The organism is Pseudomonas sp. B21-015 (assembly GCF_024749285.1).
Classification (GTDB): Bacteria; Pseudomonadota; Gammaproteobacteria; order Pseudomonadales; family Pseudomonadaceae; genus Aquipseudomonas.
In genome coordinates, this window is the sequence record NZ_CP087196.1 from 3024650 (window position 1) to 3049278 (window position 24629).

Annotated in this window: 26 protein-coding genes, 2 tRNA genes and 2 pseudogenes; 14 read left to right on the plus strand and 16 right to left on the minus strand. The window is 59.2% G+C overall.

Features of this window, described 5'->3' with window-relative positions:
- Positions 1-11: 11 nt before the first annotated feature.
- From LOY38_RS13355 to LOY38_RS13370, 4 genes are all read left to right on the plus strand, one after another.
- Complete coding sequence (locus LOY38_RS13355; protein ID WP_258700424.1) at positions 12-899, plus strand: universal stress protein; 888 nt, start codon at positions 12-14, stop codon at positions 897-899.
- Positions 900-964: 65 nt separating this feature from the next.
- A complete protein-coding gene (locus LOY38_RS13360; RefSeq protein ID WP_258700425.1) occupies positions 965-1645 on the plus strand; it encodes a phosphoribosyltransferase in 681 nt (226 codons plus the stop codon).
- 75 nt (positions 1646-1720) lie between these two features.
- Entirely contained in the window at positions 1721-2050 is a 330-nt protein-coding gene (locus tag LOY38_RS13365; protein WP_258700426.1) for a hypothetical protein, read from the plus strand.
- Between the two features lie 269 nt (positions 2051-2319).
- Complete coding sequence (locus tag LOY38_RS13370) at positions 2320-3045, plus strand: transporter substrate-binding domain-containing protein (RefSeq protein WP_258700427.1); 726 nt, start codon at positions 2320-2322, stop codon at positions 3043-3045.
- A 66-nt stretch (positions 3046-3111) separates the two neighbouring features.
- Here the strand turns inward: LOY38_RS13370 and LOY38_RS13375 are convergent, their stop codons facing one another.
- On the minus strand, positions 3112-3795 hold the full coding sequence (locus tag LOY38_RS13375; protein WP_258700428.1) for a glutathione S-transferase family protein: 684 nt from the start codon (positions 3793-3795) through the stop codon (positions 3112-3114).
- 318 nt (positions 3796-4113) lie between these two features.
- On the opposite strand from LOY38_RS13375, the gene LOY38_RS13380 reads away from it, so the two are divergent.
- Complete coding sequence (locus tag LOY38_RS13380; protein WP_258700429.1) at positions 4114-5031, plus strand: alpha/beta fold hydrolase; 918 nt, start codon at positions 4114-4116, stop codon at positions 5029-5031.
- On the opposite strand, the gene LOY38_RS13385 is transcribed toward LOY38_RS13380, so the two are convergent.
- The 4 genes from LOY38_RS13385 to LOY38_RS13400 are packed head-to-tail and all read right to left on the minus strand — an operon-like array spanning position 5008 to position 9624.
- Entirely contained in the window at positions 5008-5472 is a 465-nt protein-coding gene (locus LOY38_RS13385) for a response regulator (RefSeq protein ID WP_258700430.1), read from the minus strand. The two genes, LOY38_RS13380 and LOY38_RS13385, sit on opposite strands and share 24 nt — an antisense overlap.
- Positions 5469-7796 (minus strand): ATP-binding protein, encoded by a 2328-nt coding sequence (locus LOY38_RS13390; RefSeq protein WP_258700431.1) that lies wholly within the window; start codon positions 7794-7796, stop codon positions 5469-5471. Before LOY38_RS13390 ends, LOY38_RS13385 begins: the two co-directional genes overlap by 4 nt.
- On the minus strand, positions 7793-8443 hold the full coding sequence (locus LOY38_RS13395) for a response regulator transcription factor (RefSeq protein ID WP_258700432.1): 651 nt from the start codon (positions 8441-8443) through the stop codon (positions 7793-7795). Before LOY38_RS13395 ends, LOY38_RS13390 begins: the two co-directional genes overlap by 4 nt.
- A complete protein-coding gene (locus LOY38_RS13400) occupies positions 8440-9624 on the minus strand; it encodes a sensor histidine kinase (RefSeq protein WP_258700433.1) in 1185 nt (394 codons plus the stop codon). Before LOY38_RS13400 ends, LOY38_RS13395 begins: the two co-directional genes overlap by 4 nt.
- A gap of 170 nt (positions 9625-9794) precedes the next feature.
- On the opposite strand from LOY38_RS13400, the gene LOY38_RS13405 reads away from it, so the two are divergent.
- On the plus strand, positions 9795-10313 hold the full coding sequence (locus LOY38_RS13405; protein WP_258700434.1) for an SgcJ/EcaC family oxidoreductase: 519 nt from the start codon (positions 9795-9797) through the stop codon (positions 10311-10313).
- A gap of 112 nt (positions 10314-10425) precedes the next feature.
- Here LOY38_RS13405 and LOY38_RS13410 read toward each other — a convergent pair whose 3' ends face one another.
- Both LOY38_RS13410 and LOY38_RS13415 read right to left on the minus strand, forming a co-directional pair.
- Positions 10426-11352: a bifunctional 5,10-methylenetetrahydrofolate dehydrogenase/5,10-methenyltetrahydrofolate cyclohydrolase gene (locus LOY38_RS13410; protein ID WP_258700435.1), complete on the minus strand. Its 927-nt coding sequence runs from the start codon at positions 11350-11352 to the stop codon at positions 10426-10428.
- A gap of 143 nt (positions 11353-11495) precedes the next feature.
- On the minus strand, positions 11496-12467 hold the full coding sequence (locus LOY38_RS13415; protein ID WP_309475876.1) for a TerC family protein: 972 nt from the start codon (positions 12465-12467) through the stop codon (positions 11496-11498).
- Between the two features lie 712 nt (positions 12468-13179).
- Between LOY38_RS13415 and nirB the strand changes: the two genes are divergently transcribed.
- The 5 genes and pseudogenes from nirB (at position 13180) to LOY38_RS30325 (ending at position 18378) form a co-directional block, all read left to right on the plus strand.
- Complete coding sequence (nirB, locus tag LOY38_RS13420; RefSeq protein WP_258700436.1) at positions 13180-15741, plus strand: nitrite reductase large subunit NirB; 2562 nt, start codon at positions 13180-13182, stop codon at positions 15739-15741.
- The gene (gene nirD / locus LOY38_RS13425; RefSeq protein WP_258700437.1) at positions 15741-16127 is read left to right on the plus strand and encodes a nitrite reductase small subunit NirD; all 387 of its coding nucleotides are present in this window, start codon (positions 15741-15743) and stop codon (positions 16125-16127) included. The genes nirB and nirD overlap by 1 nt, the downstream gene beginning before the upstream one ends.
- Before the next feature lie 31 nt (positions 16128-16158).
- Positions 16159-16599: a CBS domain-containing protein gene (locus tag LOY38_RS13430; RefSeq protein WP_258700438.1), complete on the plus strand. Its 441-nt coding sequence runs from the start codon at positions 16159-16161 to the stop codon at positions 16597-16599.
- A gap of 165 nt (positions 16600-16764) precedes the next feature.
- Positions 16765-17520 (plus strand): annotated as a pseudogene (locus tag LOY38_RS30320) (MCP four helix bundle domain-containing protein); the annotation flags it as partial.
- A 132-nt stretch (positions 17521-17652) separates the two neighbouring features.
- Positions 17653-18378: a methyl-accepting chemotaxis protein gene (locus LOY38_RS30325; RefSeq protein WP_408980628.1), complete on the plus strand. Its 726-nt coding sequence runs from the start codon at positions 17653-17655 to the stop codon at positions 18376-18378.
- Between the two features lie 30 nt (positions 18379-18408).
- On the opposite strand, the gene LOY38_RS13440 is transcribed toward LOY38_RS30325, so the two are convergent.
- Positions 18409-19182: an L-iditol 2-dehydrogenase gene (locus LOY38_RS13440; RefSeq protein WP_258700440.1), complete on the minus strand. Its 774-nt coding sequence runs from the start codon at positions 19180-19182 to the stop codon at positions 18409-18411.
- A 576-nt stretch (positions 19183-19758) separates the two neighbouring features.
- Here LOY38_RS13440 and LOY38_RS13445 point away from each other — a divergent pair.
- The 3 genes and pseudogenes from LOY38_RS13445 (at position 19759) to LOY38_RS13455 (ending at position 21164) form a co-directional block, all read left to right on the plus strand.
- Positions 19759-20489 (plus strand): annotated as a pseudogene (locus LOY38_RS13445) (helix-turn-helix domain-containing protein).
- Positions 20490-20809: 320 nt separating this feature from the next.
- Positions 20810-20883 (plus strand) — tRNA-Cys (locus LOY38_RS13450).
- 194 nt (positions 20884-21077) lie between these two features.
- Positions 21078-21164, plus strand: a tRNA-Leu gene (locus LOY38_RS13455).
- A gap of 93 nt (positions 21165-21257) precedes the next feature.
- Here the strand turns inward: LOY38_RS13455 and xerC are convergent.
- From xerC to LOY38_RS13495, 8 genes are read right to left on the minus strand one after another with little or no spacing between them, the layout of a single operon-like run.
- Positions 21258-22289, minus strand: coding sequence for a tyrosine recombinase XerC (gene xerC / locus LOY38_RS13460; protein ID WP_258700441.1), 1032 nt, complete (start codon positions 22287-22289; stop codon positions 21258-21260).
- Positions 22290-22496, minus strand: a complete 207-nt coding sequence (locus LOY38_RS13465; protein ID WP_258700442.1) for a DUF4224 domain-containing protein — start codon at positions 22494-22496, stop codon at positions 22290-22292. It lies immediately after the preceding gene.
- A complete protein-coding gene (locus tag LOY38_RS13470; RefSeq protein WP_258700443.1) occupies positions 22493-22966 on the minus strand; it encodes a hypothetical protein in 474 nt (157 codons plus the stop codon). Before LOY38_RS13470 ends, LOY38_RS13465 begins: the two co-directional genes overlap by 4 nt.
- Positions 22963-23343 (minus strand): pyocin activator PrtN family protein, encoded by a 381-nt coding sequence (locus LOY38_RS13475; RefSeq protein ID WP_258700444.1) that lies wholly within the window; start codon positions 23341-23343, stop codon positions 22963-22965. The genes LOY38_RS13470 and LOY38_RS13475 overlap by 4 nt, the downstream gene beginning before the upstream one ends.
- Positions 23336-23515, minus strand: coding sequence for a hypothetical protein (locus tag LOY38_RS13480; protein ID WP_122707920.1), 180 nt, complete (start codon positions 23513-23515; stop codon positions 23336-23338). Before LOY38_RS13480 ends, LOY38_RS13475 begins: the two co-directional genes overlap by 8 nt.
- Positions 23502-23786 carry a phage antirepressor KilAC domain-containing protein gene (locus LOY38_RS13485; RefSeq protein ID WP_258700445.1) on the minus strand — a complete coding sequence of 95 codons (285 nt, stop codon included), beginning with the start codon at positions 23784-23786 and terminating at the stop codon, positions 23502-23504. Before LOY38_RS13485 ends, LOY38_RS13480 begins: the two co-directional genes overlap by 14 nt.
- 10 nt (positions 23787-23796) lie before the next feature.
- A complete protein-coding gene (locus LOY38_RS13490) occupies positions 23797-24387 on the minus strand; it encodes a hypothetical protein (RefSeq protein WP_258700446.1) in 591 nt (196 codons plus the stop codon).
- Complete coding sequence (locus tag LOY38_RS13495) at positions 24384-24563, minus strand: hypothetical protein (RefSeq protein WP_258700447.1); 180 nt, start codon at positions 24561-24563, stop codon at positions 24384-24386. Before LOY38_RS13495 ends, LOY38_RS13490 begins: the two co-directional genes overlap by 4 nt.
- Between the last annotated feature and the right edge of the window lie 66 nt (positions 24564-24629).

Genomic DNA, 24629 nt, shown 5'->3' on the forward strand with positions numbered 1-24629 from the left:
GGAGACAGATCATGAGTCAGTATCAACGCTTATTACTGATCATCAACCCGCTCCTGCGTCATTCTCCTGCGATCAACCAGGCCGCTGCCGTGGCCAAGGCCAGCGGGGCGAGCTTGCACATTGCCGCGCTGATTCCGTCGTTGGACATTCTGTCGTTGCTTGAAGAAGGCGACCGGAAAATGGCTCGGGCAAGCTATCTGCAGGAACACCGCGACTGGCTCAAGGAGCAGGCGCAAAAGATGCAGGGCAGGGGGATCAAGGTCACCACCGAAGTCGCCTGGGCCGACAATATGCGCCAGGACATTCTTGATCACGTCACGGAAATGCAACCCGATCTGTTGATCAAGCAAGTGCAGCATGAGCCCGTGCTCAAGCGCGCGTTCTTTACGCCACTGGACTGGCGTTTGTTGCGCCATTGTCCGGTGCCGGTTTATCTGGTCGGTGCCGAAAGCCATGCCCTGCCGCAGAAGGTGGTGGCCGCGGTTGATGTTACAGATACAGAGCCTTCTAACAGCGAGCTCAATGACCGGATCATCCTGCAGGCTTCCAGCCTTGCGATGCAGTGCAATGCCGAGTTGCATCTGCTGTACGCGTGTGACATTTCGGCCGCTTTTCTGGCGGATATAGGCGGTGGTCTGCCGCTGGCGGAGCTGACCAGGGAGTTGCGCAGCGACCTGGAAACGTCATTTCTGAAGCTGGCCGCCCGGTTCGGTGTGCCCCCTGAGTGTCGGCATTTCATCATGGGGCAACCTGTCTCGGTGCTGAGTGAGTTCGCCCACGAGCATCAGGTGGATGTGGTGGTGATGGGCAGAGCTCAGTACAGGGGCCTGGAGAGGCTTCTCGGCAGCACGACGGAACATATTCTGTATCAGGTGCCTTGCAGCGTTCTGGCGGTGTAGTCACGAGCATCCTTGCCAAGGTTGGCTCGCCCGTTTTTGGGGCCCCGCCCCAGGGAGGTTTTCAGATGAATCATAGTCCTTCATTGCAAACCATCTTGCATGACCGGGTTGATGCCGGCCGAAGCCTGGTGGAGCCGTTGCGTAAATACGCTAAAAGAGCCGATGTCATCGTCCTGGCCTTACCCCGTGGCGGCGTCCCGGTCGCCTATGAAGTGGCCACGGCCCTGGAGGTTCGCCTGGACCTGATGCTGGTCCGCAAGCTGGGGGTGCCGTCCCACCAGGAGTTCGCCATGGGCGCCATTGCCAGCGGTGGCATACAGATCGTCAATGACGATGCGCTGCGGGCCAACGGTATCGATCAGCGCACGCTCGATGGCGTGGTTGCGCGGGAAACGCAGGAATTGTTGCGTCGCGAGCTCGTATACCGGGCCTCGCGCATGCCTGTGGCACTCAAGGATCAGGTGGTGATCCTGATCGATGATGGCCTGGCCACAGGGGCCACGATGATGGCCGCGATACAGTCCGTGCGCCTGCAAGCGCCGTCGCGCATTGTCGTTGCCGTGCCGGTGGCACCGCTTGAGACGGCAGAGGCGCTGCGTGACGAGGTGGACGAACTGATTTGCCCGCTCATCCCCGATTGGCTGATCTCGATCGGCCATTGGTACACCGACTTTACTCAGACGTCGGACGAAGAGGTCATCGATCTTTTGCGTCGGGCCTGGCAGAGAGAATCAGCGATGAAATGAGGCAAACTGCTGGCCCCCAGATCTGCGCTTCGTTGTCAAACTCGCTTTCTTTTCAGAAGGTTAGGCATTGGCGATATGCGGACTTTGGTGTGGATGGCTGCAACGTTTGTCCTGGTGGCTTTCTCGCTTGGGGCTCAGGCAAAGGAACTGAGCAAGAACTCTCGCTATATTTGCAGCTGGGGCGCGGAAATAGCCGAGGGCGCGCAAGCCTCGAAGCTTTCCGGGCTTACGCTTTACGGGGCACGCAGAAAACTGCAATCGCGCAAATTTCCCCGGCCGTGGATGCGCATGACAGCCATGGGGATCACGGAACAAACCTATAACAGCTCTTCGCGTCTCAAGCCGGCCGGCATCAAGCAAACGTATTACGAGCAATGCATCAACCATGAATTGGCGCAACGGTAGTCCGCCACCGCTCTGCATGTGCACCTAGCGCGGGTTGTAGGCGCTGCCGCAGGCTGCGATCTTTTGACTTTGGTGCCTGTTCAGGTAACGAGTGGCCCGTTGGAAAGATCAAAAGATCTCAGCCTGCGGGATATTTGCAGTCGACCACGAGGTGGAGCAGGCCTTGGTCTTGCACTCGACGGCGCCGTTCGCCTATGGTTTCAACGCGAAGGACGGCTTCTTGAAGCCGTTGCAGGTCGTGACATCAATTTTTTGTTTCGGAGCCCATGATGAGTGCTATTTCCCCTGCGGTTATTGATGACCTGGCGCCCGATGGTGTGCTGCGTGCGGCGATCAATTTCGGCAATCCGGTGCTGGCGCAGCAGGGTCGGGACGGAACTCCCCAAGGCGTCTCGGTGGCGTTGGCAACGGCTCTGGCGCAAGAGCTGGGCGTGCGTCTGGAAATGATCACGTTCGATGCCGCCGGCAAGGTGTTTGCCGCGCTGGAGGAGGGCGCATGGAACATCGCGTTCCTCGCCATCGAGCCGGTGCGTGAACAACAGATCGCGTTCAGCGAGCCTTACGTGATCATCGAAGGCACCTACCTGGTGGCGGCCGATTCGGCTTATACAGCGGTCGATGATCTGGATCGGCAAGGATTGCGCCTGGCGGTCGGCAAGGGCGCGGCCTACGACCTGTTCCTGACCCGTACCTTGAAACAGGCGCAACTGGAGCGGGCAGAAACGTCCGCCGCCGCCGTCGACCTGTTCTTCGACAAAGGCCTGGATGCGGCGGCGGGTGTGCGCCAACCGCTGGAGAAGGTCGCCGCCGCTGATCCACGTTACCGGGTCCTCGAAGGCGCCTTTACCGCCATACGCCAGGCGATGGCCGTACCCCGCAAGCGTGAAGCGGGGGCGGCCTATGTGACGGCTTTCGTCGAGCGCAAGAAGGCCGAAGGATTTGTCCACGCCGCCTTGCTCGAGAGCGGGCAGGCCGATGTCACGGTGGCGCCATAGGTTGGCGGCTTGGATGTCCGGATGTCACAGGCTGTTATCTGGACGCCGGCGTGAACTCAACGCGGGTCATGGGGGGGGCGAGGGCTGGCGGAACCGTTGCGCGATGTCATCCGCAAACGGATAGAGCGAAAACCAGGGCCTGGCTTCGTCGATCACCCGCTGGAATGACGGTCGCTGTATCAACCGGTCGAAATAGGCGCTCAAGTGCTGGTAGTCGTCGGGGAACGGCAATAGCGTGCAGGCATAGAAAAGTGCCGGGGCCGCGGCGCAGTCGGCCAGGCTGAAGTCCGGGCTGGCCACCCAGATTCGGGACGCCATCCGGCGCTCGAGCATTCTGTACGCCGTTTCTAGCGTGGCCCGTTCTCTGGTCAAATCACCGTTGGTCGCGTGTAGTCGATCGCTGACAATCCGTTGGATCGGTGTTTGTAGATAATGGTCGAAAAAGCGGTCCCATAACCGCACCTCCAACGCGGTCTCCCAATCGTCCGGAAGCAGGCGCTGTTCACCTGGATACAGTCGATCCAGGTACTCGATGATGATGATGCTGGACTCCGGCAGATCACGTTGCCGAGCAGGGTCGCGAATAACCGGGAATTTTCCGATTGGCCACAGAACCTGAAGCTCTGCGCTGTCGGCAGCGTCTGCGAGATCGATGATTCTTCTTTCGAAGTCGGTCCCGTTTTCGTAGAGCGCGATGAGCACTTTATGGCAGTACGACGCCAGCGGATGGTAGTAAAGCGTCAGCGACATTTTTCAAGGCCTCGTTGGACGTGAGGGGCGGGCCGCACAAAGCTGTAAGCCCTGAGATGAAAAAGGCGGGGGGCAATTAACAATCATAGGCGGATGTCGGCAGAGCGTCTGGGCCGTCACTTTCAAGCGTGCGTGCTTGTACGCGGGAAAATCCCTGCTTAACTGAGAACCACTGGTCGGTTAGTGACTTATTGGTCATGGCGCTCATCTCAGCGCCCTTGTACCGTTGTTGGTTCGTGCTGTCAGGCTTGACCGGAGGACGCCGGGTAGCCGATCACGCTGTGTGCCTGATCCAATTTGTTCAAGGAATAGAATGAAATGATGCTGAAGACTGCCATCGTCGAGATTGGTAAGAAGTACAAGGTTTATACCGAGCACTATCTCAACACCGCCGCTGACAAGACCATCATTCTGGTCAATGGCTCGTTGGCAACGACCGCATCCTTCGCGCAAACGGTGCGCTACCTGCGGCCACGCTTCAATGTGGTCCTCTACGATCAGCCCTACGCCGGTCAGTCGAAACAACACAACCTGCATGACCAGCCGATCCGCAAGGAAGACGAGGCTGAAATACTGCTGGAGTTGATCGAGCATTTTTGTGCACAGCATGTGCTGTCCTTTTCCTGGGGCGGGGCGGCGACCCTGGTGGCACTGGCTCAGCGGCCGCGCCTAATCGAAAAGGCAGTGATCAGTTCATTCGCCGCGCGGATCAACACGCCGATGCGTGATTATCTGGAGAGCGGGCGGGACTTTCTCCAGGCGTGCGATCGTCGCAATGTCGGGCGTTTGATCAACAGCACGATCGGCAAGCACCTGCCGTCACTGTTCAAGCGTTTCAATGAACGCCATGTCATCAGCCTGGACGAACACGAATACCGGCAAATGCATTTTCACGTCAATGAGGTGCTGACCCAGGACACTCACTGCTACGTTTCCTGTGCCGACGCCATCGAAATCCCGCTGCTGTTTATCAACGGCGAACGGGATGAGTACACCTCGGTGGAAGATGCCCGTCTTTTTGCAGCTCATTCCCGTCAGGCTCAGTTTCAGACCATCAAGAACGCCGGGCATTTCCTCGATATGGAACACCCGACGGCCTGGCATGACACCCAGCAAGCCTTGCTGGGCTTTCTGCAGCCGGCCTCCAAGGTGCCGAGCCAGCCCCGTGACTTGGCTTTCAGTAGCAAATCGTCAGTGATTCCGCCTCTTCGGTCAGCTAGCTGGGTGCGGCTTTAACTGGCGCAGCAACTCGATCTGATCCGCCGGGACCCGCGTGCGCAGGGCTTTATACAATGCGCGGGTTTCAAGCAGGTTCCAGACCCGCAGCATGGTTTCCAGGGCGTCCAGTGGCTTGCTGATGAAGTCCTTGGCGCCGAGCGCCAGTGCGCGCAGGCGGGTATCTCGGGTGGCGTCGGCGGTGAGCACGAGGATCGGCAGGTATTCGCCGGCCGGGATGCGCCGGTTGAGCTGTTCAAGTACGGCGAAGCCGTCGAACTCCGGCATGTGCAGGTCGAGAATGACCAGGTCAGGCTCGAAGCCGTTGAACAGGTCCAGAGTTCGCAGTGGCTGGGTGCTGCTCAGTACGTTGCTCAGCCCCTCGCGGACAAGCAGCTGCTCCATCAAATCGAGATTGGGCCGTTGGTCGTCGATGATCAGAATGCGCAGGTCGGTGTTCACACGGGCTCCGGTAGGTGCTGGTCAAGATGGGCGAGGAATGAAGGAATGTGAATCGGCTTGGTCAGCACCGCGGTCGCTCCCGCCTCGAGCAAGGCCAGGTGAGTGAGGTCGCTGGCATCGGCGGTGATCATCAGCACTGGAATGGCACGGGTGATGGAGAACTGACGCAAGCGTTGCAGAACGTTGAAACCATCCAGGTCCGGGAGTGCCACGTCCAGCAGAATCAGTTGCGGTGCATGTTGACGGGCCAGGTCCAGGCCCATTTGCCCTTGCATGCTTGAGAGTAACTGGATGTGCGGTCGCCGTTGCAACAGGGTTTCGATCAGGGCCAGGCTCGACAGATTGTCTTCGATGCACAGCACTTTGCCCAGGTAATCGGGGGCAGCGCGGGCGGAAGTGGCCGTAGGGGCGCTGATTCGTGCAGTCGCGGGCTCAGTGGCTGGCTGCAGGCGCACGAAGGGCAGCTCCAGGGTGAAACTGGAGCCTTCGCCGGGCCGGCTTTTGACCGTCAGGCTACCGTTCATCATTTCCACCAGACTCTTGCTCAAGGCCAGGCCCAGACCGGTGCCTTCCACGTTTGGATCGGACTCCAGGCGCTCGAACGGTTTGAACAGTTGATCCTGTCGATCGGCCGCAATGCCCTTGCCGGTATCGCAGACCGACACGGCAATTCGTTGTTGAAGAACCTTGACCTCAATGTGCACCCGACCCTGGGGCCGGTTGTATTTGATGGCGTTGGACAATAGGTTGAGCAACACCTGAACCAGGCGTTGCCGATCGGCGACGATCCCGCTGTCGGCGGTTAGCATCGGCAGTTCACTCAGATGGACGCCGGCGTCGCAGGCCATGGGGGAAACCAGCGTCAGGGCTTCTTGCAGCACCACCGCCAGGGGCACGGATTCAACATTCAGTGGCAGGCGCCCGGCCTCGATCTTGGCGATGTCCAGCACTTCGTTGATCAGGGTCAGCAGGTGTTTTCCGGCCCGCAGGATGTGACCGATCTGCGCTCGTTGCCCCTTGGGTGAATCCATCTCCAGCAGTTGCGCGAAGCCGAGAATGGAGTTGAGGGGGGTACGCAGTTCGTGACTCATGCGCGACAGAAACTCGCTTTTGGCGCGGCTGGCGCGCTCCGCCTCTTCCCGTGCGGTGCTCAGCGCGATCTCGGCCGCACGGCGGTCGGTGATGTCGCGGGTAATCTTGGAGAATCCACGCAAGGCACCACTGCTGTCGTATTGCGCGGTAATCACCACGCTGGCCCAGAAGCGGCTGCCATCCTTGCGGCAACGCCAGGCCTCTTCCATGTAATGGCCATTGCGAGTGGCCTCGCGCAGCGCCATGTCGGGATGCTGCGGGCACTCTTGCGGCAGATAAAACATCGAGAAATGCTGGCCGACGATCTCCTGTTCCGTATAGCCCTTGATCCGTTGGGCGCCCGCATTCCAGCTGGTCACGAAACCTTGTGTATCGAGGGCGAAAATACCGTAGTCCTTCACCCCGTCGATGATCAACCGCAAGCGTTCTTCATTGTCGCGTATTGCCCGTTCACGTTCGGCCAGCAACAGCCCGGCTTCGACCAGACGCGTACCCAATTGACCAATTTCATCGTTCTCCGGAGGTTGTGGCAGCAACGGCTGACCGAGTGCCAGCCGTTGTGCGTTGCCCTGAACCTGCTGCACCCGGGCGACGATGCCCTTGGACAGGAACAGCACCGCCACAATGGCACCAAACAGCCCGCAAACGGCAGCCAGCAGGGTGGAGAACAACAGGCGTTGTCGAGTGGAGGCCGCTGCTGCGGTGCGTTCGGCCAGCAGGGTGTCCTCGAGGGTGCGCATGGCGCTGATGCGTTCGCGTAACTCGTCGAGGATGTGCTTGTTGCTGATCAGGATGGTGGTGATCGACTCAGGAGTAGCGTTGCGATCATCCAGCAGTTCTACCAGGCCCTCGACCTTGGTTTCGATCAGCGGCGTGATCGCTTCCAGATGCTTGCGCACCCGCTCATCGCGAACGTTGCTGTCCAGTCGCTGCAAGGCCGATTCGATCAAGGGTCTGGCTTGCCGATAACCCGGCAGGAAATCCTCGCGGCGCGTCAGCAGATAGCCGCGCACGCTGGCGGCGGCCTCGGCGAGCAAGGTATGTACGGTCTGGATATCACCCTGTACCAGCAGCACGCGGCGCACGTCTTCCTCCGCGCGAGCCGTCTGGCGCTCGGTGGTGTAGATCAGCACCAGCGAGAGCAACAGAATCACCAACGGCAGGGAAATCACCACGAGGGCTTTGCCGCGTAACGGCAGATCGGCCCAGCGGCGGGCGTTTGACGCTTTCATGACTGGGTCACCAGGCCCAGAGCAATGCCACGCACAGCGGCCTGGGTGCGGTCGGCGGCGCCGAGTTTGCCAATGACCCGTTCCACGTGGGCTTTGGCCGTGCCGGTGGTGATGCCGAGTTCTTCGCCGATTTCACGGTTGCTCATGCCGTTGGCCACCAACCCCAGTACCTGGCGCTCCCGCGGGGTCAGGGCATCGGAGGCCACGCCGCTGGCATTGCGCTCGGTCATGCGGCGCAGCAATTGGGCACTGACTGAGCTGTTGAGGGCTTGCTCGCCGGCGGCGACACGTTGCAACGCGTCGATCACCTCGAGGCGGCTGGCATCCTTGAGCAGATAGCCCACGGCGCCGGCGTGCATGGCGGCTTCAAGGTGGTCGGGGCTGTCGTCCATGGTGAACATCATCACTTTCAGGGCCGGCAGGCGCTCTTGAAGCATGCGTGCCGCGCCCAGCCCGTTGAGCACCGGCATGCGGATGTCGAGGATGACGATGTCGGGTAAAAGACGCTCACACAGGTCCAGCGCTTCCTGGCCATTGCAGGCCTGGCCGACCACTTCGAATTGCGTCAGGCCGGCCAGCAACGAGACAAAGCCGGTGCGCGTGACTTCATGATCGTCCGCGACCACCAGTCGTATAACGTGAGTCATTGAGGGGGTCCATTCAGGCCAGAAGGGACGGTGGCGCGCAGTTGCGTTCCGCCGTGCGCATGGCTGATGCAGGTGAAATCACCGCCCAGCAGGCTCGCGCGTTCCTGCATCGCGGCAAGCCCCAGGTGCCGGGCGCCGCAGGTGTCGAGGGGTTGTTCCATGGCAAAGCCCTGGCCGTTATCGTCCACCCGCAGCGAGGCCTGGCCTTCGTGCAGCTCCAGCGCCAGCACGACGTGGCTGGCCTGCGCGTGTTTGAGAATGTTGTTGATACCTTCCTGGGCAATCCTGAACAGGGCGATCTCCACCTGGCTGGGCAAGCGTGCTTCGCAACGCGCATTCCAGCTGACTTTGATCCCGGCTTCGCGCAGGCGATCGGCCTCTTTGTCGACCGCCTTCAGCAAGCCAAAATCGTCGAGCACCGTCGGGCGCAGGCCGCTGATCAATTGCCGGCCTTCACCCACGCAATGTTGGGCCAAAGCAAGAATCGTTTGTAAGTCCGCGCCGAGTTCGTCGGGCAGTGACGGGCAGCGGCCGGCAAAACCTTGCAGGCGCTGATGCAGCCCGGCAAGGGTTTGTGCCAGGCCGTCGTGCAGGTCGTAGGCCATGCGTTTGCGTTCGTCTTCCTGTGCTCTGAACAGCCTGTGGACCAGATCGGACATGGTGCGTTTGCGCGCCACCAGTGCGTCCAGCAAGCGCTTGTTTTCCAGGTGCGCGGCCAGCAGGGTGGCGAGTAATTGCAGGGATTCGAGGTCTTCGGTGTCCGGTGCACTGATGCTGACGCTGTTGGCCAGCACCAGCGCACCGAAGGCCGTGCCATCACCGCCGCGCAAAGGCACCCGCAGCACATTGGGCAGGACCGCGCTCGGCTGCTCCTGCCATTGGGGGGTGCTCATCGCGGTATCGGCGAGGCGCGCGAGATTGTCTAAACGCTCGCGGCTGCCTTGACTGGCGGTGGTCCTGACTTGCGCATCCACGTCCCATTCCAGCAGCAGCGCGTGGTCCATCGCCAGGAAGGCACAGGCCCGTTGCAGCACGCGTTGGCGCATGGCCTCGGGAGCCAGTTGGGTCAGTTCCTGGCCGGTATCCACCAGCAGCCGCAGCCGCGCGGCGCGACTTTGCGACTGCCGATACTGGGTACGAATGGCCAGGGCGCTACCGGGGTCATGATCAGGGTTTTGCATGGGCAGGTTCCGGCGCGGGCACGCCCGTTCGGGCAGGGGCGTCATTAAACCTTGTTAACGGGGCAGGGCGCTATCTGCCGAATGGCATAGGCAAATGGCTCCGGTTGGCCGATGGCGGGCGGCGTTCCGGACGGCACAGTGAGCCCATCGACCACCATTGGAATAGCGCAATGACATTCAAGACCTCAACCATCGCCCTGTTGTTCGCCCTGACCGCCCCGCTGGTTCAGGCATTGGAAGCGGTGCCTTACGTTTACAGCAGCGTGGCGCAGCAACCCACCAACGTGAAGGATCGTGAAATCGCCGCCCTGTTTGACCATTGGAACAGCGCGTTGAAGAGCGGCAATGTTCAGAGCGTGGTCGACCTGTATGCGCCGAACGCCGTGCTGCAACCGACGGTTTCCAATCAGGTGCGCACCACGCCGGCACAGATCAAGGACTACTTCGATCACTTCATGGCGCTCAAGCCGGTGGGCCAGATCAACTTCCGTGAGATCCGCCCATTGGGCGCCAACGTGGCCATGGACAGTGGCGTCTACACCTTTACGTTGACCGAAGCCGATGGCAAGACTCGTCAGGTGCAGGCGCGCTACACCTTTGTCTATGAGCAGGTGGGCGGTCAGTGGAAGATTCTCAACCACCACTCTTCGGCGATGCCGCAAACGCAGGTGTTGCACGCAGGGAAATAAAAAGAGGATGTGCAAGACTGACGGAGCCCAATGCCAGTCAGTTAAGCACAAGCCCGCACAGGTTCCGCATCACCGACACGGCCCACTTTGAAGTGGGCCGTGTGCGTTGTGCTCAGTTCAACGCCAGGTCGTCCTCAGGCTGCTGACCGCGGGCCTGCGCCGCGCGTTGCAACCGGCTGGCAATCAGAGTGTTCTTCAGCAGATAGGCAATGGTCATCGGCCCGACGCCACCGGGCACCGGGGTGATCGCACGGGCGACGGTACGGGCGCTGGCGTAGTCGACATCGCCCACCAGACGGTTGCCGGACTCGTCGGTAACTCGGTTAATGCCAACATCGATCACCACCGCGCCGGGCTTGAGCCAACTGGCGTCGATCAACTCGGGCTGCCCCACCGCCGCGACCACGATATCCGCCAACCGACACAACGCCGGGGCATCGACACTGCGCGAGTGCACCACGCTGACCGAACAGTTGGCCTGCAATAGCAAGGTCGCCATCGGCTTGCCGACAATGTTCGAACGACCGATGACCACCGCGTGCAAGCCGCTCAAGTCAGTACCGCAGGTTTCGTACAACAGGCGCATACAGCCGCTGGGCGTGCACGGGGTCAGAACCTCGATGCCTTGCACCAGCCCACCGACGTTTTCCCGATGAAAACCGTCCACGTCCTTGATCGGGTCGATGGCATGAATCACTGCCTGCTCATCGATAGCGGCGGGCAAGGGCAGTTGCACCAGGATGCCGTTCACCGCGGGATCGGCATTGAGTTGTGCAATCAGTTCCAGGACCTGGACCTGGCTGGCGGTTTCCGGCAGGCGGTATTCAAGGGAGCGGATGCCGACTTCCTTGGCGCGCAGCAGTTTATTGCGTACATACACGTGGCTGGCCGGGTCGTCGCCGACCAACAGGACCGCCAAGGCGGGATAGATCTGCTGGCCGGCCAGGGCCAGAACCTCTTCCCGGACCTCGTCGAGAACCTGGGCAGAGATGGCTTTGCCGTCGATATCGCGGGCAAATGCGGGGGTGCTGCTGATCAAAAGAGCCACCGTTGTCTTGATTGAAAGGGGTGAAGTGATCACCGCGTCTTCGCGCGCCGATGATCCATCAGAGACATGCAGGCAAGGGGGCTCAGATTATCAGGTGAGGGCAGGCGAATACGACAAAAGATCACATTCTGCCGCTACAGGGATCGCATTTGATCCTCCTTGCGGGTCAAGATCAGACTCAACAGCACCGAAGTCAGAATGATCCCGCCAACAACGGCCAGCGACCATTCAACCGGCATGTGAAGCCACGGCATCAGCGTCATCTTGGCGCCAATGAACACCAGCACGATCGCCAAACCGTATTTGAGCAGGTGGAAGCGGTCAGCCATGTCGGCCAGCAGGAAGTACAGGGCACGCAGGCCCATGATCGCGAAGATGTTCGACGTGAATACAATGAACGGATCGGTGGTGATGGCGAAGATCGCCGGGATGCTGTCGACCGCAAACATCAGGTCGCTGGCCTCGATCAGCACCAGCACCAGAAACATCGGCGTCGCCCAGTGCCGGCTGTCTTGCACCACAAAAAAACGCTCGCCATGAAACCCGTTGGTGACGCGCAGATGGCTGTGTATCCAGCGCAATAAGGGGTTTTTATCGAGGTCAGGCTGCTGATGGGCGAATACCAGCATCTTGATCCCGGTGATAATCAGGAACACACCGAACACATACAGCAGCCACGCGAACTGAGACACCAGCCACACACCGGCGAGAATCATCGCCCCACGCATCACGATTGCCCCGAGCACACCGTACAGCAACACTCGGCGCTGCAGCTCTGGCGGTACGGCGAAGTAGCCGAAAATCATCACGAAGATGAACATGTTGTCGATCGACAGCGACTGCTCGATCAGATAGCCCGTGAGGAATTCGAGGACTTTGCGCTGGGCGATTTCGGGCCCGAACTCGCCATTCAAGTACCACCAGAGCAATCCCGCGAAGGTCAGCGTTAGCGCGCACCACGCAATCACCCAGCACGACGCCTCGCGCACCGATACCCGATGCGCCTTGCGCCCGCCGAAAACAAACAGATCCACAGCCAGCATGGCGATGACGAAGACAATGAAGGTGACCCACATCCAGAGTTCACCGATGTTCAGGGGTTGCATGTCGTTCTCCCTGTCTGGACTTGTTCTGGAGCCGACAGAGTCATGCTAGCGGGGAGATTGCCGCGAAGGAAAATCGAATATTCTTTATCAATAATTCGTTATTTACGAAGTGTCGCTGATAATTCTCAGCGCGATGCAGCTCTGCAGGCGGAAAAGTTGCAAGGCTGCTGGGGGCATGCCGGCTCCCATAATAGAAAACTGGCATTCCACAAAAGGCGTTCTTTTATCCTTCTTGCGAGCGGTTATTGACCGCTGCATGCACTTTTATAAAGCGCGATGCCATAAAAACGTGCACCCGCCGCGAGCCGTGCACCGAGTTTTCTCCTCTGCCAGTGTCCACATCCGCTGTTGCCGACGATCCACGCGACCACTTCTGAAAGACCGTCCTCTCCCGCCAGAACACGCCTATCCCAAGGTCGCCAAGCCTATTCGCCAATTGTTCAGTCGTGAGGTTTTCAGCGCGAGTGAAGTATCAAACGGCCGGCTGGCACAAAGACTGCATTGATCACCTCAGGTCCATCGAAAACAGATGGACAGCCCACTCGATCAACGAGGATCGACCGGCCGAGCAGGTCGTGGGCAACATCGGTGGATCAGGCGAAGGCGCCAGGTCGAACACCGCGAAGAACAGGCAAAGACGCCTGAAACCGAGAGGTTTCAGGCGTTTTTTTTTGCTTTTTTAACCGTGATTGGCTTTGGCTGGGTGCTTACTATGAATTCCAATGTTGCCGCATTGAACAAACTGCAAACACTGATCGTGATCGGCAATGGCATGGTCGGACATCATTGTGTCGAGCAGCTCATCGAGCGCGGCGCCCTCGAGCAATACCGCCTGCATGTCTTCAGCGAAGAGCCGATGCGTGCCTACGACCGTGTGCATCTGTCCGAGTATTTCAGCGGTCGCGATGCCGAGTCGCTGGCCCTGGGCGAAGCCTCCCTGTACCAGACGCCAGGCGTCACCTTGCATCTGGGCGTGCCGGTGCTGGAAATCGACCGCGCCCGGCGTCAGGTGATCACCGCACAAGGCTGCGTCGCTTACGACAAACTGGTGCTGGCCACCGGTTCTTATCCGTTTGTGCCGCCTATTGAAGGTGCAGAAGGCGACTCGCGCCTGGTGTATCGCACCCTTGAAGACCTCGACGCGATTCGTGCCGCGGCAGCCAATGCCCGGCGTGGCGTGGTGGTCGGCGGTGGCCTGCTCGGCCTGGAAGCCGCCAATGCCCTGAAAAGCCTGGGCCTGGAAGCCCACGTGGTGGAGTTCGCCCCGCGCCTGATGCCAGTGCAATTGGACGAGCAGGGTGGTTTGGCGCTGAAGGCGCAAGTCGAGCGGCTCGGCGTAGGTGTGCACCTGTCCCGTGGCACGCAGTCGATCAGTGCCGGCGAGCAGTACCGCTACCGGATGAACTTTGCCAACGACGAATTTCTCGAAGCCGACCTGATCGTGTTCTCCGCCGGTATCCGCGCGCAAGACGCGCTGGCCCGCCAATGCGCGCTGGACATCGGTCCGCGTGGCGGCGTGGTGATTGATGACCAATGCTTGACCTGCGATCCGAATATCTACGCCATCGGCGAGTGTGCCGCCTGGAATGGCAGCCTTTTCGGTCTGGTCGCCCCCGGTTACCAGATGGCCCGTGGCGTCGCCTCGCTGCTGTGCAATCAAGTGGCGGAGCCGTTCCAGGGTGCCGACATGTCGACCAAGCTCAAACTGCTCGGCGTCGATGTCGGTTCCATCGGTGATGCTCACGCCCACACGCCGGGTGCACGCAGCTATCAGTTCATCGATGAAGCCACGGCCAGCTACCGTCGCCTGGTGGTGGATGCTGACAGCAAGCGTGTGCTCGGCGCGGTACTGGTCGGCGACAACAGCTATTACGACACCCTGCTGCAATACATGCAGAACGGCATTGCCTTGCCGTCGGAACCGGCCAGCCTGATTCTGCCATCGTCCGCCGGGGCGCCAACCCTGGGCCCGGGCGCGTTGCCCGAGTCGGCAACAGTGTGTTCGTGCCATAACGTCACCAAGGGCTCGATCTGCTCGGCCATCGATGGCGGCTGCACCGACCTGGGCCTGCTCAAATCGCAAACCAAGGCCTGCACCGGTTGCGGCGGTTGCGCGGGGCTGCTCAAGCAAGTGTTCGAGCACGAACTGATTGCCCGTGGCGTCAGTGTCGACAAGAGCCTGTGCGAACACTTCGCCTACACCCGTCAGGAGCTTTATGCGCTGGTGCGGGTAGAAGGGGTGATCACCTTCGAAGAACTGCTGGCCAAGCATGGTCGTGGTCACACCGGTTGCGACGTGTGCAAGCCGGCGGTGGGCTCGATCCTCGCCTCGTGCTGGAACCAGCCGATCATGGACGCTTCGCTGGTGCCGTTGCAGGACACCAACGACACTTTCATGGCCAACATGCAGAAAAACGGCACCTATTCAGTGGTGCCGCGCATCGCTGGCGGTGAGATCACGGCCGACAAACTGATCGCGATCGGCGTGGTCGCGAAGAAATACGACCTCTACACCAAAATCACCGGCGGCCAGCGGATCGACCTGTTCGGCGCGCAGTTGCATCAGTTGCCGGACATCTGGTCCGAGCTGATCGAGGCCGGTTTCGAAACCGGGCACGCCTACGGCAAATCGACTCGCACTGTGAAGTCTTGCGTGGGCAGCACCTGGTGCCGTTACGGCGTGCAGGACAGCGTGAAAATGGCCCTGACCCTCGAGGATCGCTACAAAGGCCTGCGGTCGCCGCACAAGCTCAAGTTCGCGGTTTCTGGCTGCACCCGTGAATGTGCCGAGGCGCAGAGCAAGGACGTGGGCGTGATCGCCACCGAGAACGGCTGGAACCTCTATGTGGCCGGTAACGGCGGCATGCGCCCGCGTCATGCCGAGCTGTTCGCCACCGACCTGGACGATGAAACCCTGATCCGTTACATCGACCGGTTCCTGATGTTCTACATCCGCACCGCCGACAAATTGCAGCGCACCTCGGTCTGGCGCGAAAGCCTGGAGGGAGGCCTGGATTACCTCAAGGACGTGGTCATCAACGACAGCCTGGGCCTCGGCGCAGAACTCGAATCGCAGATGCAACTGGTGGTCAACCGCTACGAATGCGAATGGGCCAATGCCCTCAAAGACCCGGAAAAACTCAAGCGCTTCCGCACCTTCGTCAACGATCAACGCCCGGACCCGGACATCCATTTTGTTCAGGAGCGTGGTCAGCGCCGGCCGATCATGGCCACCGAACTCAACCTTATCCCTGTCACCGAGGAGAATGCCTGATGAGCCAGCCCACTACCCAGCGTGTCGATGCCCTTGCCGCCGCGGCCAATGCCCAAGCCTGGCAGGCGGTGTGCAGCCAGCAGGATCTGGTCAGCAACTCCGGTGTCGTCGTCTGGCTCGACGGCGCCCAGGTGGCGCTGTTCTATCTGCCGCAGGCTGAAGGTCGGACCCTCTACGCCATCGACAATCATGATCCGCAATCCGGCGCGAATGTTATCGGCCGTGGATTGATCGGCAGCCTCAAGGGCGATCTGGTGGTGGCGTCGCCGATCTACAAGCAGCATTTTCGTCTTGAAGACGGCAGTTGCCTGGAGTACCCGGAGCAGCGCCTGCGGGTCTGGCCGGTGCGCCTGAATGCCGGGGTCGTGGAAGTCGCGGCGGCTTGAGCGCCGCCCTGAACCGTATCGGAGAACGTTGATGAAAACAGCCGCACAGTTACTGAAACTGAAAGTCGTGCAAAACCAGCAGGTGCACAGCATCGCACCGGATCAGATGGTCCTCGACGCACTGAAAATGATGGCCGAGAAGAACGTCGGCGCGTTGCCTGTCATCGAAGACGGGCGGGTGGTGGGCGTCATCAGCGAACGCGACTATGCGCGCAAGGTGGTGCTACAGGGCCGTTCTTCGGTCGGTACGCCGGTGCGCGAGATCATGAGCGCACCGGTGGTGACAGCCGACAGCCAGCAGAGTATCGAGCGCTGCATGGCGGTCATGACCGACAGCCATTTGCGCCATCTGCCGGTGCTGGAGAGCGGCGAACTGATCGGGCTGTTGTCGATCGGCGATCTGGTCAAGGAAGCCATCGTCGAGCAGGCCGATTTGATTCGCCAGCTTGAGCACTACATTCGCGGGCATTGAGCCCGCTGCATCGCCCGAATCACAAGGTCAAACGCGAAAAGGTATACCGCAGGTCGAAAAAATCGGCTCAAGTGGAAATAAGCCTCAGTAACCGGTTGAAACAGTCGATAACCCTAACAGCAGGCAACTAGCCGACCACGCACATGCCGCCAGGGGAATCACCGAGTGTCCATAAAATTACGTTTGATCTTGTTGATCGGCACCAGTTTGCTCACCGCCCTGATCGTGAGTCTGGTCAGCTATGTGGGCAATACCCGGATGGCTGAAGCGGTGAATGACAACGAGGTCAGCATGACCGCGCTGCGCAACCACCTCGAAGCCGACATGATGCACGATGCGCTGCGCGCCGATGTGCTGTCGGCGATGCTGGTAGGGTTGGGCAAGAGCCCTAGCAGCAAGGCCGAGGTGCGCAGTTCACTCAATGAGCATGCCGCGCATTTTCGCGAGATGCTCGGTGACAACCTCAAGCTGCCGGTCAACGACGCCCTCAAGGCCGCGCTGGACAAGATCAAGCCCAGCCTCGATACGTACATCAGTGCCGCCGAGCGCATTGTCGGGCTGGCGCTGGATGATCCGGATTCCGCACAGCAGCAACTGGGCACGTTCAATAACGCGTTCAGCCAACTGGAAGACCAGATGGCCACCCTCAGTGAGCTGATCGAAACCAACACCCAACAGACCAGCGCGGGCACTCGGCAAACCATCAGCAGTGCCAACTTCACCCTCGGCGCCGTACTCATTGCCAGTTTGTTGCTGCTGCTCGCCCTTGGACGCTCGGTCATCCTGAGCATCATGGGGCCGTTGCAGATTGCCAGCCGGATTGCCGAAAGCATCGCCCATGGCAACCTGAGCGAACCTATCGTCGAGCCCACTCGCAAGGATGAAGCCAGCACGTTGATTCGCAGCCTGGCAACCATGCAGCGCGACCTGCGCGGCATGATCGAGGTGGTTCGCAGCAATGCCCATGGCGTGAGTGGCATGAGTCAGCAGTTGAGCAGCGGCTGCCATCAGGTCGCGGGTAGCAGCCAGCAGCAAAGCGTCGCCGCCAGCACCATGGCCGCGGCGGCCAGTGAAATGACCGCGAGCATCGAGGAAATCACCCGGCATGCCGAGCGTGCACTGAACATGGCCAACCAGGCCGAGGAATTGGCGAAGGACGGTGGTCGGGTGATTCATCAGGTGGTCAGCGACATGGACGGGATTGCCCGTTCGGCGCAGCAGTCGGCCCAGGTGATCCGCACCCTGGACAAGGAGTCCGAGGGGATCTTCAGCATCATTCAGGTGATCAAGGGCATCGCCGATCAAACCAACCTGCTGGCGCTTAACGCCGCCATCGAGGCCGCCCGCGCCGGCGAGCAGGGCCGTGGTTTCGCCGTCGTCGCCGATGAAGTGCGCAGCCTGGCGGGACGCACCAGCGCCTCCACCCAGGAAATTGCCGCCATGGTCGCGCGCATCCAGCAAAGCACCCGTGAGGCGGTCAGCAGCATGGAGGCGGGCGTTGCGCAGGTCGACAAAGGCATGGCAGTGACCGCCGACGTCGAGCGCGCCATCCGCGAAATCCTCCAGGCCACGCTCAACACCACTGAGTTGGTCAATGACATCAGCCGCACGATCGGTGAGCAGAGCCTGGCCAGTAACGAAATCGCCCATCAGGTGGAAATGATTGCCGGCATGTCCGAAGGCAACAGCAAGGTCATCAACCAGACCGCCTCGACCACCGATGAGCTGTCCACCCTGGCTGGACAGCTCTCGCAATCAGTGGGTCGTTTTCGCCTTTGAGGCATTGGCTGGCCCTGTTCCCGGGGCCAGTCAACTCATCCAGTTGCCGCCATCGACGTTATAAGTCTGCGCCACGATGTAATCGCTCTCGGCCGATGCCAGGAAGATCGCCATACCGACAAGATCGTCTGCCGTGCCCATGCGCCCGTACGGTACTTCCTGTCCCGCCAGTTTTTTCTTCTCCCCGATCGGCCGGTTTTCATAGCGGGCGAACAGCGCATCGACGCCATCCCAATGCTCACCGTCCACCACCCCCGGCGCAATGGCATTCACGTTGATGCGATGGGGAATGAGATTGAGCCCGGCCGATTGCGTGAGGCTGATTACCGCCGCCTTTGTCGCGCAATACACCGCGACCAGCGCTTCACCGCGCCGCCCGGCCTGGCTGGCCATATTGATGATCTTGCCGCCGTGGCCCTGGCGGATCATCTGTTTGGCCGCGGCCTGCAGCGTGAACAGGGTGCCGGACACGTTGATCGAGAACAGCCGTTCGTAGCTGTCTCGAGCAATGTCCGTAATCGGTGCGAGATCAAACAGTGCTGCGTTGTTGATCAGGATATCGAGCTTGCCTGCGGTTGCGATGACCGTGTCGAGGGCTCCGTCGATTGATTGCTGGTTGGTAACGTCCATCTCCACCGCATAGGCATTTGGACCCAACTCAGTTGCCGTGGCTTGCGCACGCTCCAGGTTGATGTCTGCGATCGCAACCGTAGCGCCTTCGCGGATATAGGCTTGCGCGAACGTTCTCCCGATCCCTCTGGCGGAGCCGGTAATAAGGGCGCTTTTTCCTTCCAGACGTTTCATTTTTTCCATCCATTCGTAAGAGCCTGTTGAGGGCATTGCAGTGTGTGAAGCCCCCCCCTGTGGAAGCGGGCTTGCTCGCGAAGAGGCCGGCACATTCAACATCGATGCCGCCTGACCCAGCGCTTTCGCGAGCAAGCCCACACACACACACACACAGTGATTGCATCAAGCCGTCGCTACTTGGGATAACCGGCGGGTTTCATCTCGCGTTCGGTGATTTGCTGGGCAGAGGACAGCACGGCGGACAGAAAGAGCGCGCTTGGAATGTTCTTCATCGTGTTCTCCGCTCTGCGCCTTGGGCGGCAGAAGCTCTTATTTTTGTTGTAATCCACGGTGCGAGTCATATCCGCAACGGGATGACCACAGGATTACAGCTACCCAAACGGTGAACAAATGAATGGCGTACGCGGCGCTGATACTTGTTTGACCGTGGAAAAAAGTATCAGTGGGCGTCATGTAGCGCGCTAGGCACCGGGTGTCGTTAGTGTGAGTCTCATGTCGGCGTCCTGAGACTTCGACTCGTCCCAGGCTTCGCGCTACCTTGATAAAACCAACAAAAACGGAATCGCCAGGGTGATGAACCATCACGTAACCGCAGACAAGCCGCCAGCGCTTGAAGTCATTCTGAACGAGCCGCAGCACAGCTTTCGTTCCTGGGCAAAGGGGAGGTGATTGCCGGCCGTGACGTGGTGTTGCAGTTCGATGGTCAGATGCTGATGCAACTGCGCGACAAGGTTCCTGAACTCAGCGAGTTGCAAAGCCTGTTTCGCCAGGCGGCGCAGGGCATCGAGTTTCACGGTGTTACCCGCAAAAAAACGGCCCGACTGCTGGAAGACATCGGCCGGTGCCACGGGGTGCAGCGGTTGTGCCTGTTCCTGTCGTTGTTGCAGTTGCTGGCATCGGCCCCTGACAGCGAGAGACAGACGCTCGCCAGCCTGCAATATGCGCCCATGCTCGATGCGTTGACGGCCCAGCGCATGAGCATTGTCTTCGACTACATCCTGAACGACCTCGCTTACGAGCTGCGGATGTCGGTCATCGCCCAGCGTCTGGATATGAACGAACCGGCCTTCTCCAAATTCTTCAAGCGCGCCACCGGCCACACCTTCGTCGACCTGACGCGAAAACTACGGGTCCAGCGTGCCTGTCGTTTGCTGGCGCAAAGCAGTTTCAGCGTTGCCGATATCTGCTTCGAAGTGGGTTATGCCAACTTGTCGAATTTCAATCGACACTTTCGCCACGAAATGCATGAGACGCCCAGTGAGTATCGGCAACGGTTGCAACGGGCGGTGGCGGTCGGACATTGAAGGTGGAAACAAGATCAAAAGATCGCAGCCTTCGGCAGCTCAAGGATCGATGTTCACCGAAATATCGCGGAGGAACGCCGCCCTCTGTAGGAGCTGCCGAAGGCTGCGATCATTTACGGCCATTCCCGCGATAACGTATCTGGAATTATTTTCCTCCAGTTCTTGACATGCCTTTCGATCCAGTCCAGAATTGCGTCCATTCCTGATTCAGGAACAAGAAAACCCCTTAGATTTCAAAGGGTTGGAAGCTAGATTAGAATCTTGTTTCCAAGTGCGAGTTTACACGTTTGATGTTGCGCTACAGAACATCAGATGTTTGAGGCCGAATAGCAAAATGGTTATGCAGTGGATTGCAAATCCACCTACGCCGGTTCGATTCCGACTTCGGCCTCCACTTTAAACAAGCTCCGTAGATCCATGATCTACGGAGCTTTTTTATTTTCGCTGTCCTGCAAGATTTAGTCTTGAAAAGGATCTTTGCGAACTTGCTTCACCGGGGCGGGATGTATATATTTCCCCCTCTGTTGCACAAGCGTCGGAACTGCCAGATCGTATTGGTCAGTCTCCAGACAGCTTTACCGCGCTACCGCCCGAATGGCGAAACTGGTAGACGCATGGGACTTAAAATCCCCCGCTCGTAAGGGCGTGCCGGTTCGATTCCGGCTTCGGGCACCATGAATATCAAGGGCTTGCATGACATACCTCATGCAAGCCCTTAGTTCTTTTTTCCGCAATCAAAAAAACTTTTCCGCAATTCGCGACCGTCAGTCACTTCGTAGGGGTTACCTTCAAGCCCTTTCGCATTCGGATGTACTGCTCTGTCATCCCAACGGTTGTATGTCCCAACTGGTCCCGAGCTTCGCGGATGCTCCCTGTTGACTCCTCTTTGTCCGTTGCCGCTTTTGCTCGTAAGTCCCGCATCTGAAATTCTGCTTTCGGAATCCCGGCTGCCTCTCTGGTGTCATCAAACCTTTTCCTGAGCATGCTCGTCGTCATCGGCTGTCCAGAATCGATTACCACCAGGCGTGTTGATCTGATTTTGTGGCCAGCCTTTCGAGCCATGATTCGGTCTATTACGATTTTGAGCTCTCCAATAATCTCGATCCTTCGTTTGGCACCAGTCTTTCCCTGCTGGACGGAAAGCTTTCCGTCTTTTATGTCTCGCTCATCCATCTTCAACGTGTCGGCCACCCTTTGACCTGTCAGATAGAACAGATCCAGTGCATCTCTCAATGGCTGATCGGCATGCTGATAGGCTTTGGCAAGTACGTCGTCTTCGACGTATACGTCGCGACCAGTTTCCTTATTGCCCTTTACCCCGGCGCAAGGATTTGCCAGAGATGTGTAACCATTCTCACGAGCAAAGTTCCAAATGGAGCTGAGTAACGCTTTTTCTCGATTCGCACGAATAGGTGCTGTTTTTCCCCGATGACGAAGGTACTGACTGACATGCTTTGGTTCGATTGCCTCAAGCGGGGCAGGCGGATCGTTGAAAAACAACAGAAGGTTTTTTAGTTCGCGCGCATTGTCCTTTTGGGTGGCATGGGCTTTGGTTGGTACGACCTCCTTCATATAGAGCTCGGCAACGTAGGCAAAGGTTAATACTTCTTGCGTTAATGCCTGAGATACACGGCTTTTCTCCAGTTTTGCGTACTCTAAGATGGCAAGGCCATAGTCAGTGCCCAAGGGGATTTCCTTGCGCGGTTTTCCACCAGTGTCGTACAGGTAGTAGGTTGTTTTGCCGCGCTTTCTTTCACGCAAGCGGGGAATACTCCCCGGCTTCGTTGGTCTTCGTCCCATCTATCCCACCAAACGTGGCTGCCACTTCGGCGTTTCCGATGCGGTGGCAGTTAGTCCTGTCAGCGCAGAAGTAACGACGCAGGGCCATCCATTCCTTTTTATGGTATGGCGGATACCATTTCGCTTTAAAACAGTTATCTGACCTGCTTTGGTTTTGGCGCCGGTCAATTCGCATACCTGCTCATGGCTTAGAAACTGGATAGTCATGCTGCCTCCTTGCTAGGTCCTAAAGCGTGCCTCAAATGTGCTTGCAGATCGGTGTGTTCGTCGTCTAAAGCCGGCGACAGGCTTCCAGCCATCGCAAGAGCCTGTTCGCGAAGGGACCGAGCATCACGTTCAAGTTTCTTCCCGGTACGAAAGGCGCTGAAGGTCTTGGCCGCGATACGTAGCAACTCGCTGATGGCGATCAACGCCTGGTGCTCGCCCGGGCCGAAGAGCGGACCTGCTTCAAGTCGTTTGCAGGTTTGTGCCAGACGCGTGTGATCGGCACGGATGAACTGCAGGGAGGCCTGAAGCTCGCGGATGGTTTTGGCGCTTGCGGCGCGCTGGATGTCTTCACCCTCGCGAAGGCCGGTCTCCACACCATTGCTGCGGCCCATGATGTAACCGCCCCAAAGCAGCAGGGCGGCCAGAACTATCAGGGTGACGAGTGCACCGATTTGTATTGGGGTCATCATGTGGTGTACTCCTGGGATTGTCGTTGGCTGGTGGTGACAGCCGTCAGTGGTGTGGGGGCAGCATGGCGTTGGCCGTCCTGCTGTCGCTGCATGTCTTCATCAGCCTTGTAGGCGCGTATGTCGATCAGCGAGGCAACGTGGCGGATGTGCGCGTACTTCAGCGCCTTGCGGCTGGTGTCCAATGTGGTGATCGGAAGCTGGATTCGGCCGCTGTTGATCTCCGTCACGAACGACTGTTCGTTGAGGTTGCGAAAGTATTGCTCGCGTACTTTTTCCAGCGGGATCAGGACGTCACCGAAGATGCGATAGAGCAGTTCGACGGTGGCCGATTCGGGCGCCGGATGCAGGCGAAGCGGATTCTGTGCAGCGTTACTCATGGCCTTGTCGAGCCTCCTTGCGTTGTTGTCGTGCCGGGTGGTTCCAGGCGTTCAGGCAGTGGCGTCTGGTCAGCTCGCGCAGATGTTCGGGCACTTCGAGAAGCGCGGCGTTGCGCTCCTCGCGTGTGCGCATGGCGACGATCTGGCGGGCGTACTCCCTAGGCCACGTCACGGCGGTCTGCCGGGATGGCAGGAAGATCGATGTCCAACTGGTCCGCCAGCCAGCGGATGCCGGCTTGCTTGACTCGTGTCGACTGGCTGTACTGCATGCCGTATTTTTCGTGATACCACTGGCCGTCTTTGACTCGCAGGTACTCACAGTCACGGGTGGGGTATGTCGGCAATCGACGTTCGTTGAGCAGACCTTTTTCCTGCAGGAGAGCAATCAGTTGTGGCCGGGTTAGGCCGAGCTGGGTTGCGGCTTGAGCAAGAGTGCGTTCCATGACTTGCTCCTCATGCCGCGTGCGCTGCAGGGGTTGCCGCTGCAGCAAGGTGGTTGATGGACTCGGTGACCTTGCCGTAGATCTCGACATCGGAGCCGCATGCGGTGAAGCACCTCGTGCGTGGGCTCTTTTTGCCAATGCTGAGGATGGCGGTGACGCAGGTGAGCGTGTGCTGGCGATGCACAACGACATGCAAAGGAACATCGAAGCCCATGTCGAGGCTCAGCACGCCGCCAGTGCGAATCAGCTCGAATACGCGCTGCTTGTCCTGGACTTCAAAGCGGCCGTATTGGCGATCTGCGTGCGGGCGATGCACTGCGTCGCTGGTGTTGCTCGCGTCGAGCGGACCGTTGGCGATCTCTTCGATGAAGTCGGCCAGCTTGAGGTGCATTTTCTTGTCGTTCTGCAAGGTCAGCGTGTGGCGTTCGCTGCCCAGTTCGACGACAAAAGTGCTTTCCACTGTGCCGCGCTCAGCCTTGAGACGGAATGCCAGACATTCACGCTTGGGCGCTGTTCGCAGGACATGGTTGAAGGTCTCGGTCAGGTTAACCTGGGCGTTGAGCAACTGCAGGGTGCGGTTGTCGATCTTGTACTTGATCATGCCGCGTGCCCTCCATCGTTCGGATCGAGAGGAGAGGGCTGGCAAGTTTTGGCAACAAGCTTGGGTTTGCTGTTATGAATGACGACCAGACAGCCCGTGGCGAGCTGCAGCTGTTCGATCAGTTTGCGATTGCTGACGCATGCCGGATGGACATGCAAGGTTGCGGTGGTGCGCATAGGTGTTGCCTCGCTCTGTGGTAAAGAGTGAGGCAAATATCACGCAGTGTGCTTGTTTGTGTCAAC

What these genes read in the sequence shown, in the direction of transcription:
- LOY38_RS13360 (WP_258700425.1), top strand. Translation starts at nt 965, where the DNA reads ATGAATCATAGTCCTTCATTGCAAACCATCTTGCATGACCGGGTTGAT.
- LOY38_RS13475 (WP_258700444.1), bottom strand. Translation starts at nt 23,343, where the DNA reads ATGAGTAACGCTGCACAGAATCCGCTTCGCCTGCATCCGGCGCCCGAA.
- LOY38_RS13495 (WP_258700447.1), bottom strand. Translation starts at nt 24,563, where the DNA reads ATGCGCACCACCGCAACCTTGCATGTCCATCCGGCATGCGTCAGCAAT.
- LOY38_RS13465 (WP_258700442.1), bottom strand. Translation starts at nt 22,496, where the DNA reads ATGACTATCCAGTTTCTAAGCCATGAGCAGGTATGCGAATTGACCGGC.
- LOY38_RS13390 (WP_258700431.1), bottom strand. Translation starts at nt 7,796, where the DNA reads ATGAAAGCGTCAAACGCCCGCCGCTGGGCCGATCTGCCGTTACGCGGC.
- LOY38_RS13440 (WP_258700440.1), bottom strand. Translation starts at nt 19,182, where the DNA reads ATGAAACGTCTGGAAGGAAAAAGCGCCCTTATTACCGGCTCCGCCAGA.
- LOY38_RS13485 (WP_258700445.1), bottom strand. Translation starts at nt 23,786, where the DNA reads ATGGAACGCACTCTTGCTCAAGCCGCAACCCAGCTCGGCCTAACCCGG.
- LOY38_RS13380 (WP_258700429.1), top strand. Translation starts at nt 4,114, where the DNA reads ATGATGCTGAAGACTGCCATCGTCGAGATTGGTAAGAAGTACAAGGTT.
- LOY38_RS13365 (WP_258700426.1), top strand. Translation starts at nt 1,721, where the DNA reads ATGCGGACTTTGGTGTGGATGGCTGCAACGTTTGTCCTGGTGGCTTTC.
- LOY38_RS13355 (WP_258700424.1), top strand. Translation starts at nt 12, where the DNA reads ATGAGTCAGTATCAACGCTTATTACTGATCATCAACCCGCTCCTGCGT.
- LOY38_RS13405 (WP_258700434.1), top strand. Translation starts at nt 9,795, where the DNA reads ATGACATTCAAGACCTCAACCATCGCCCTGTTGTTCGCCCTGACCGCC.
- LOY38_RS13400 (WP_258700433.1), bottom strand. Translation starts at nt 9,624, where the DNA reads ATGCAAAACCCTGATCATGACCCCGGTAGCGCCCTGGCCATTCGTACC.
- LOY38_RS13395 (WP_258700432.1), bottom strand. Translation starts at nt 8,443, where the DNA reads ATGACTCACGTTATACGACTGGTGGTCGCGGACGATCATGAAGTCACG.
- LOY38_RS30325 (WP_408980628.1), top strand. Translation starts at nt 17,653, where the DNA reads ATGGCCGCGGCGGCCAGTGAAATGACCGCGAGCATCGAGGAAATCACC.
- xerC (WP_258700441.1), bottom strand. Translation starts at nt 22,289, where the DNA reads ATGGGACGAAGACCAACGAAGCCGGGGAGTATTCCCCGCTTGCGTGAA.
- LOY38_RS13415 (WP_309475876.1), bottom strand. Translation starts at nt 12,467, where the DNA reads ATGCAACCCCTGAACATCGGTGAACTCTGGATGTGGGTCACCTTCATT.
- LOY38_RS13375 (WP_258700428.1), bottom strand. Translation starts at nt 3,795, where the DNA reads ATGTCGCTGACGCTTTACTACCATCCGCTGGCGTCGTACTGCCATAAA.
- nirB (WP_258700436.1), top strand. Translation starts at nt 13,180, where the DNA reads ATGAATTCCAATGTTGCCGCATTGAACAAACTGCAAACACTGATCGTG.
- LOY38_RS13490 (WP_258700446.1), bottom strand. Translation starts at nt 24,387, where the DNA reads ATGATCAAGTACAAGATCGACAACCGCACCCTGCAGTTGCTCAACGCC.
- LOY38_RS13430 (WP_258700438.1), top strand. Translation starts at nt 16,159, where the DNA reads ATGAAAACAGCCGCACAGTTACTGAAACTGAAAGTCGTGCAAAACCAG.
- LOY38_RS13370 (WP_258700427.1), top strand. Translation starts at nt 2,320, where the DNA reads ATGAGTGCTATTTCCCCTGCGGTTATTGATGACCTGGCGCCCGATGGT.
- nirD (WP_258700437.1), top strand. Translation starts at nt 15,741, where the DNA reads ATGAGCCAGCCCACTACCCAGCGTGTCGATGCCCTTGCCGCCGCGGCC.
- LOY38_RS13470 (WP_258700443.1), bottom strand. Translation starts at nt 22,966, where the DNA reads ATGATGACCCCAATACAAATCGGTGCACTCGTCACCCTGATAGTTCTG.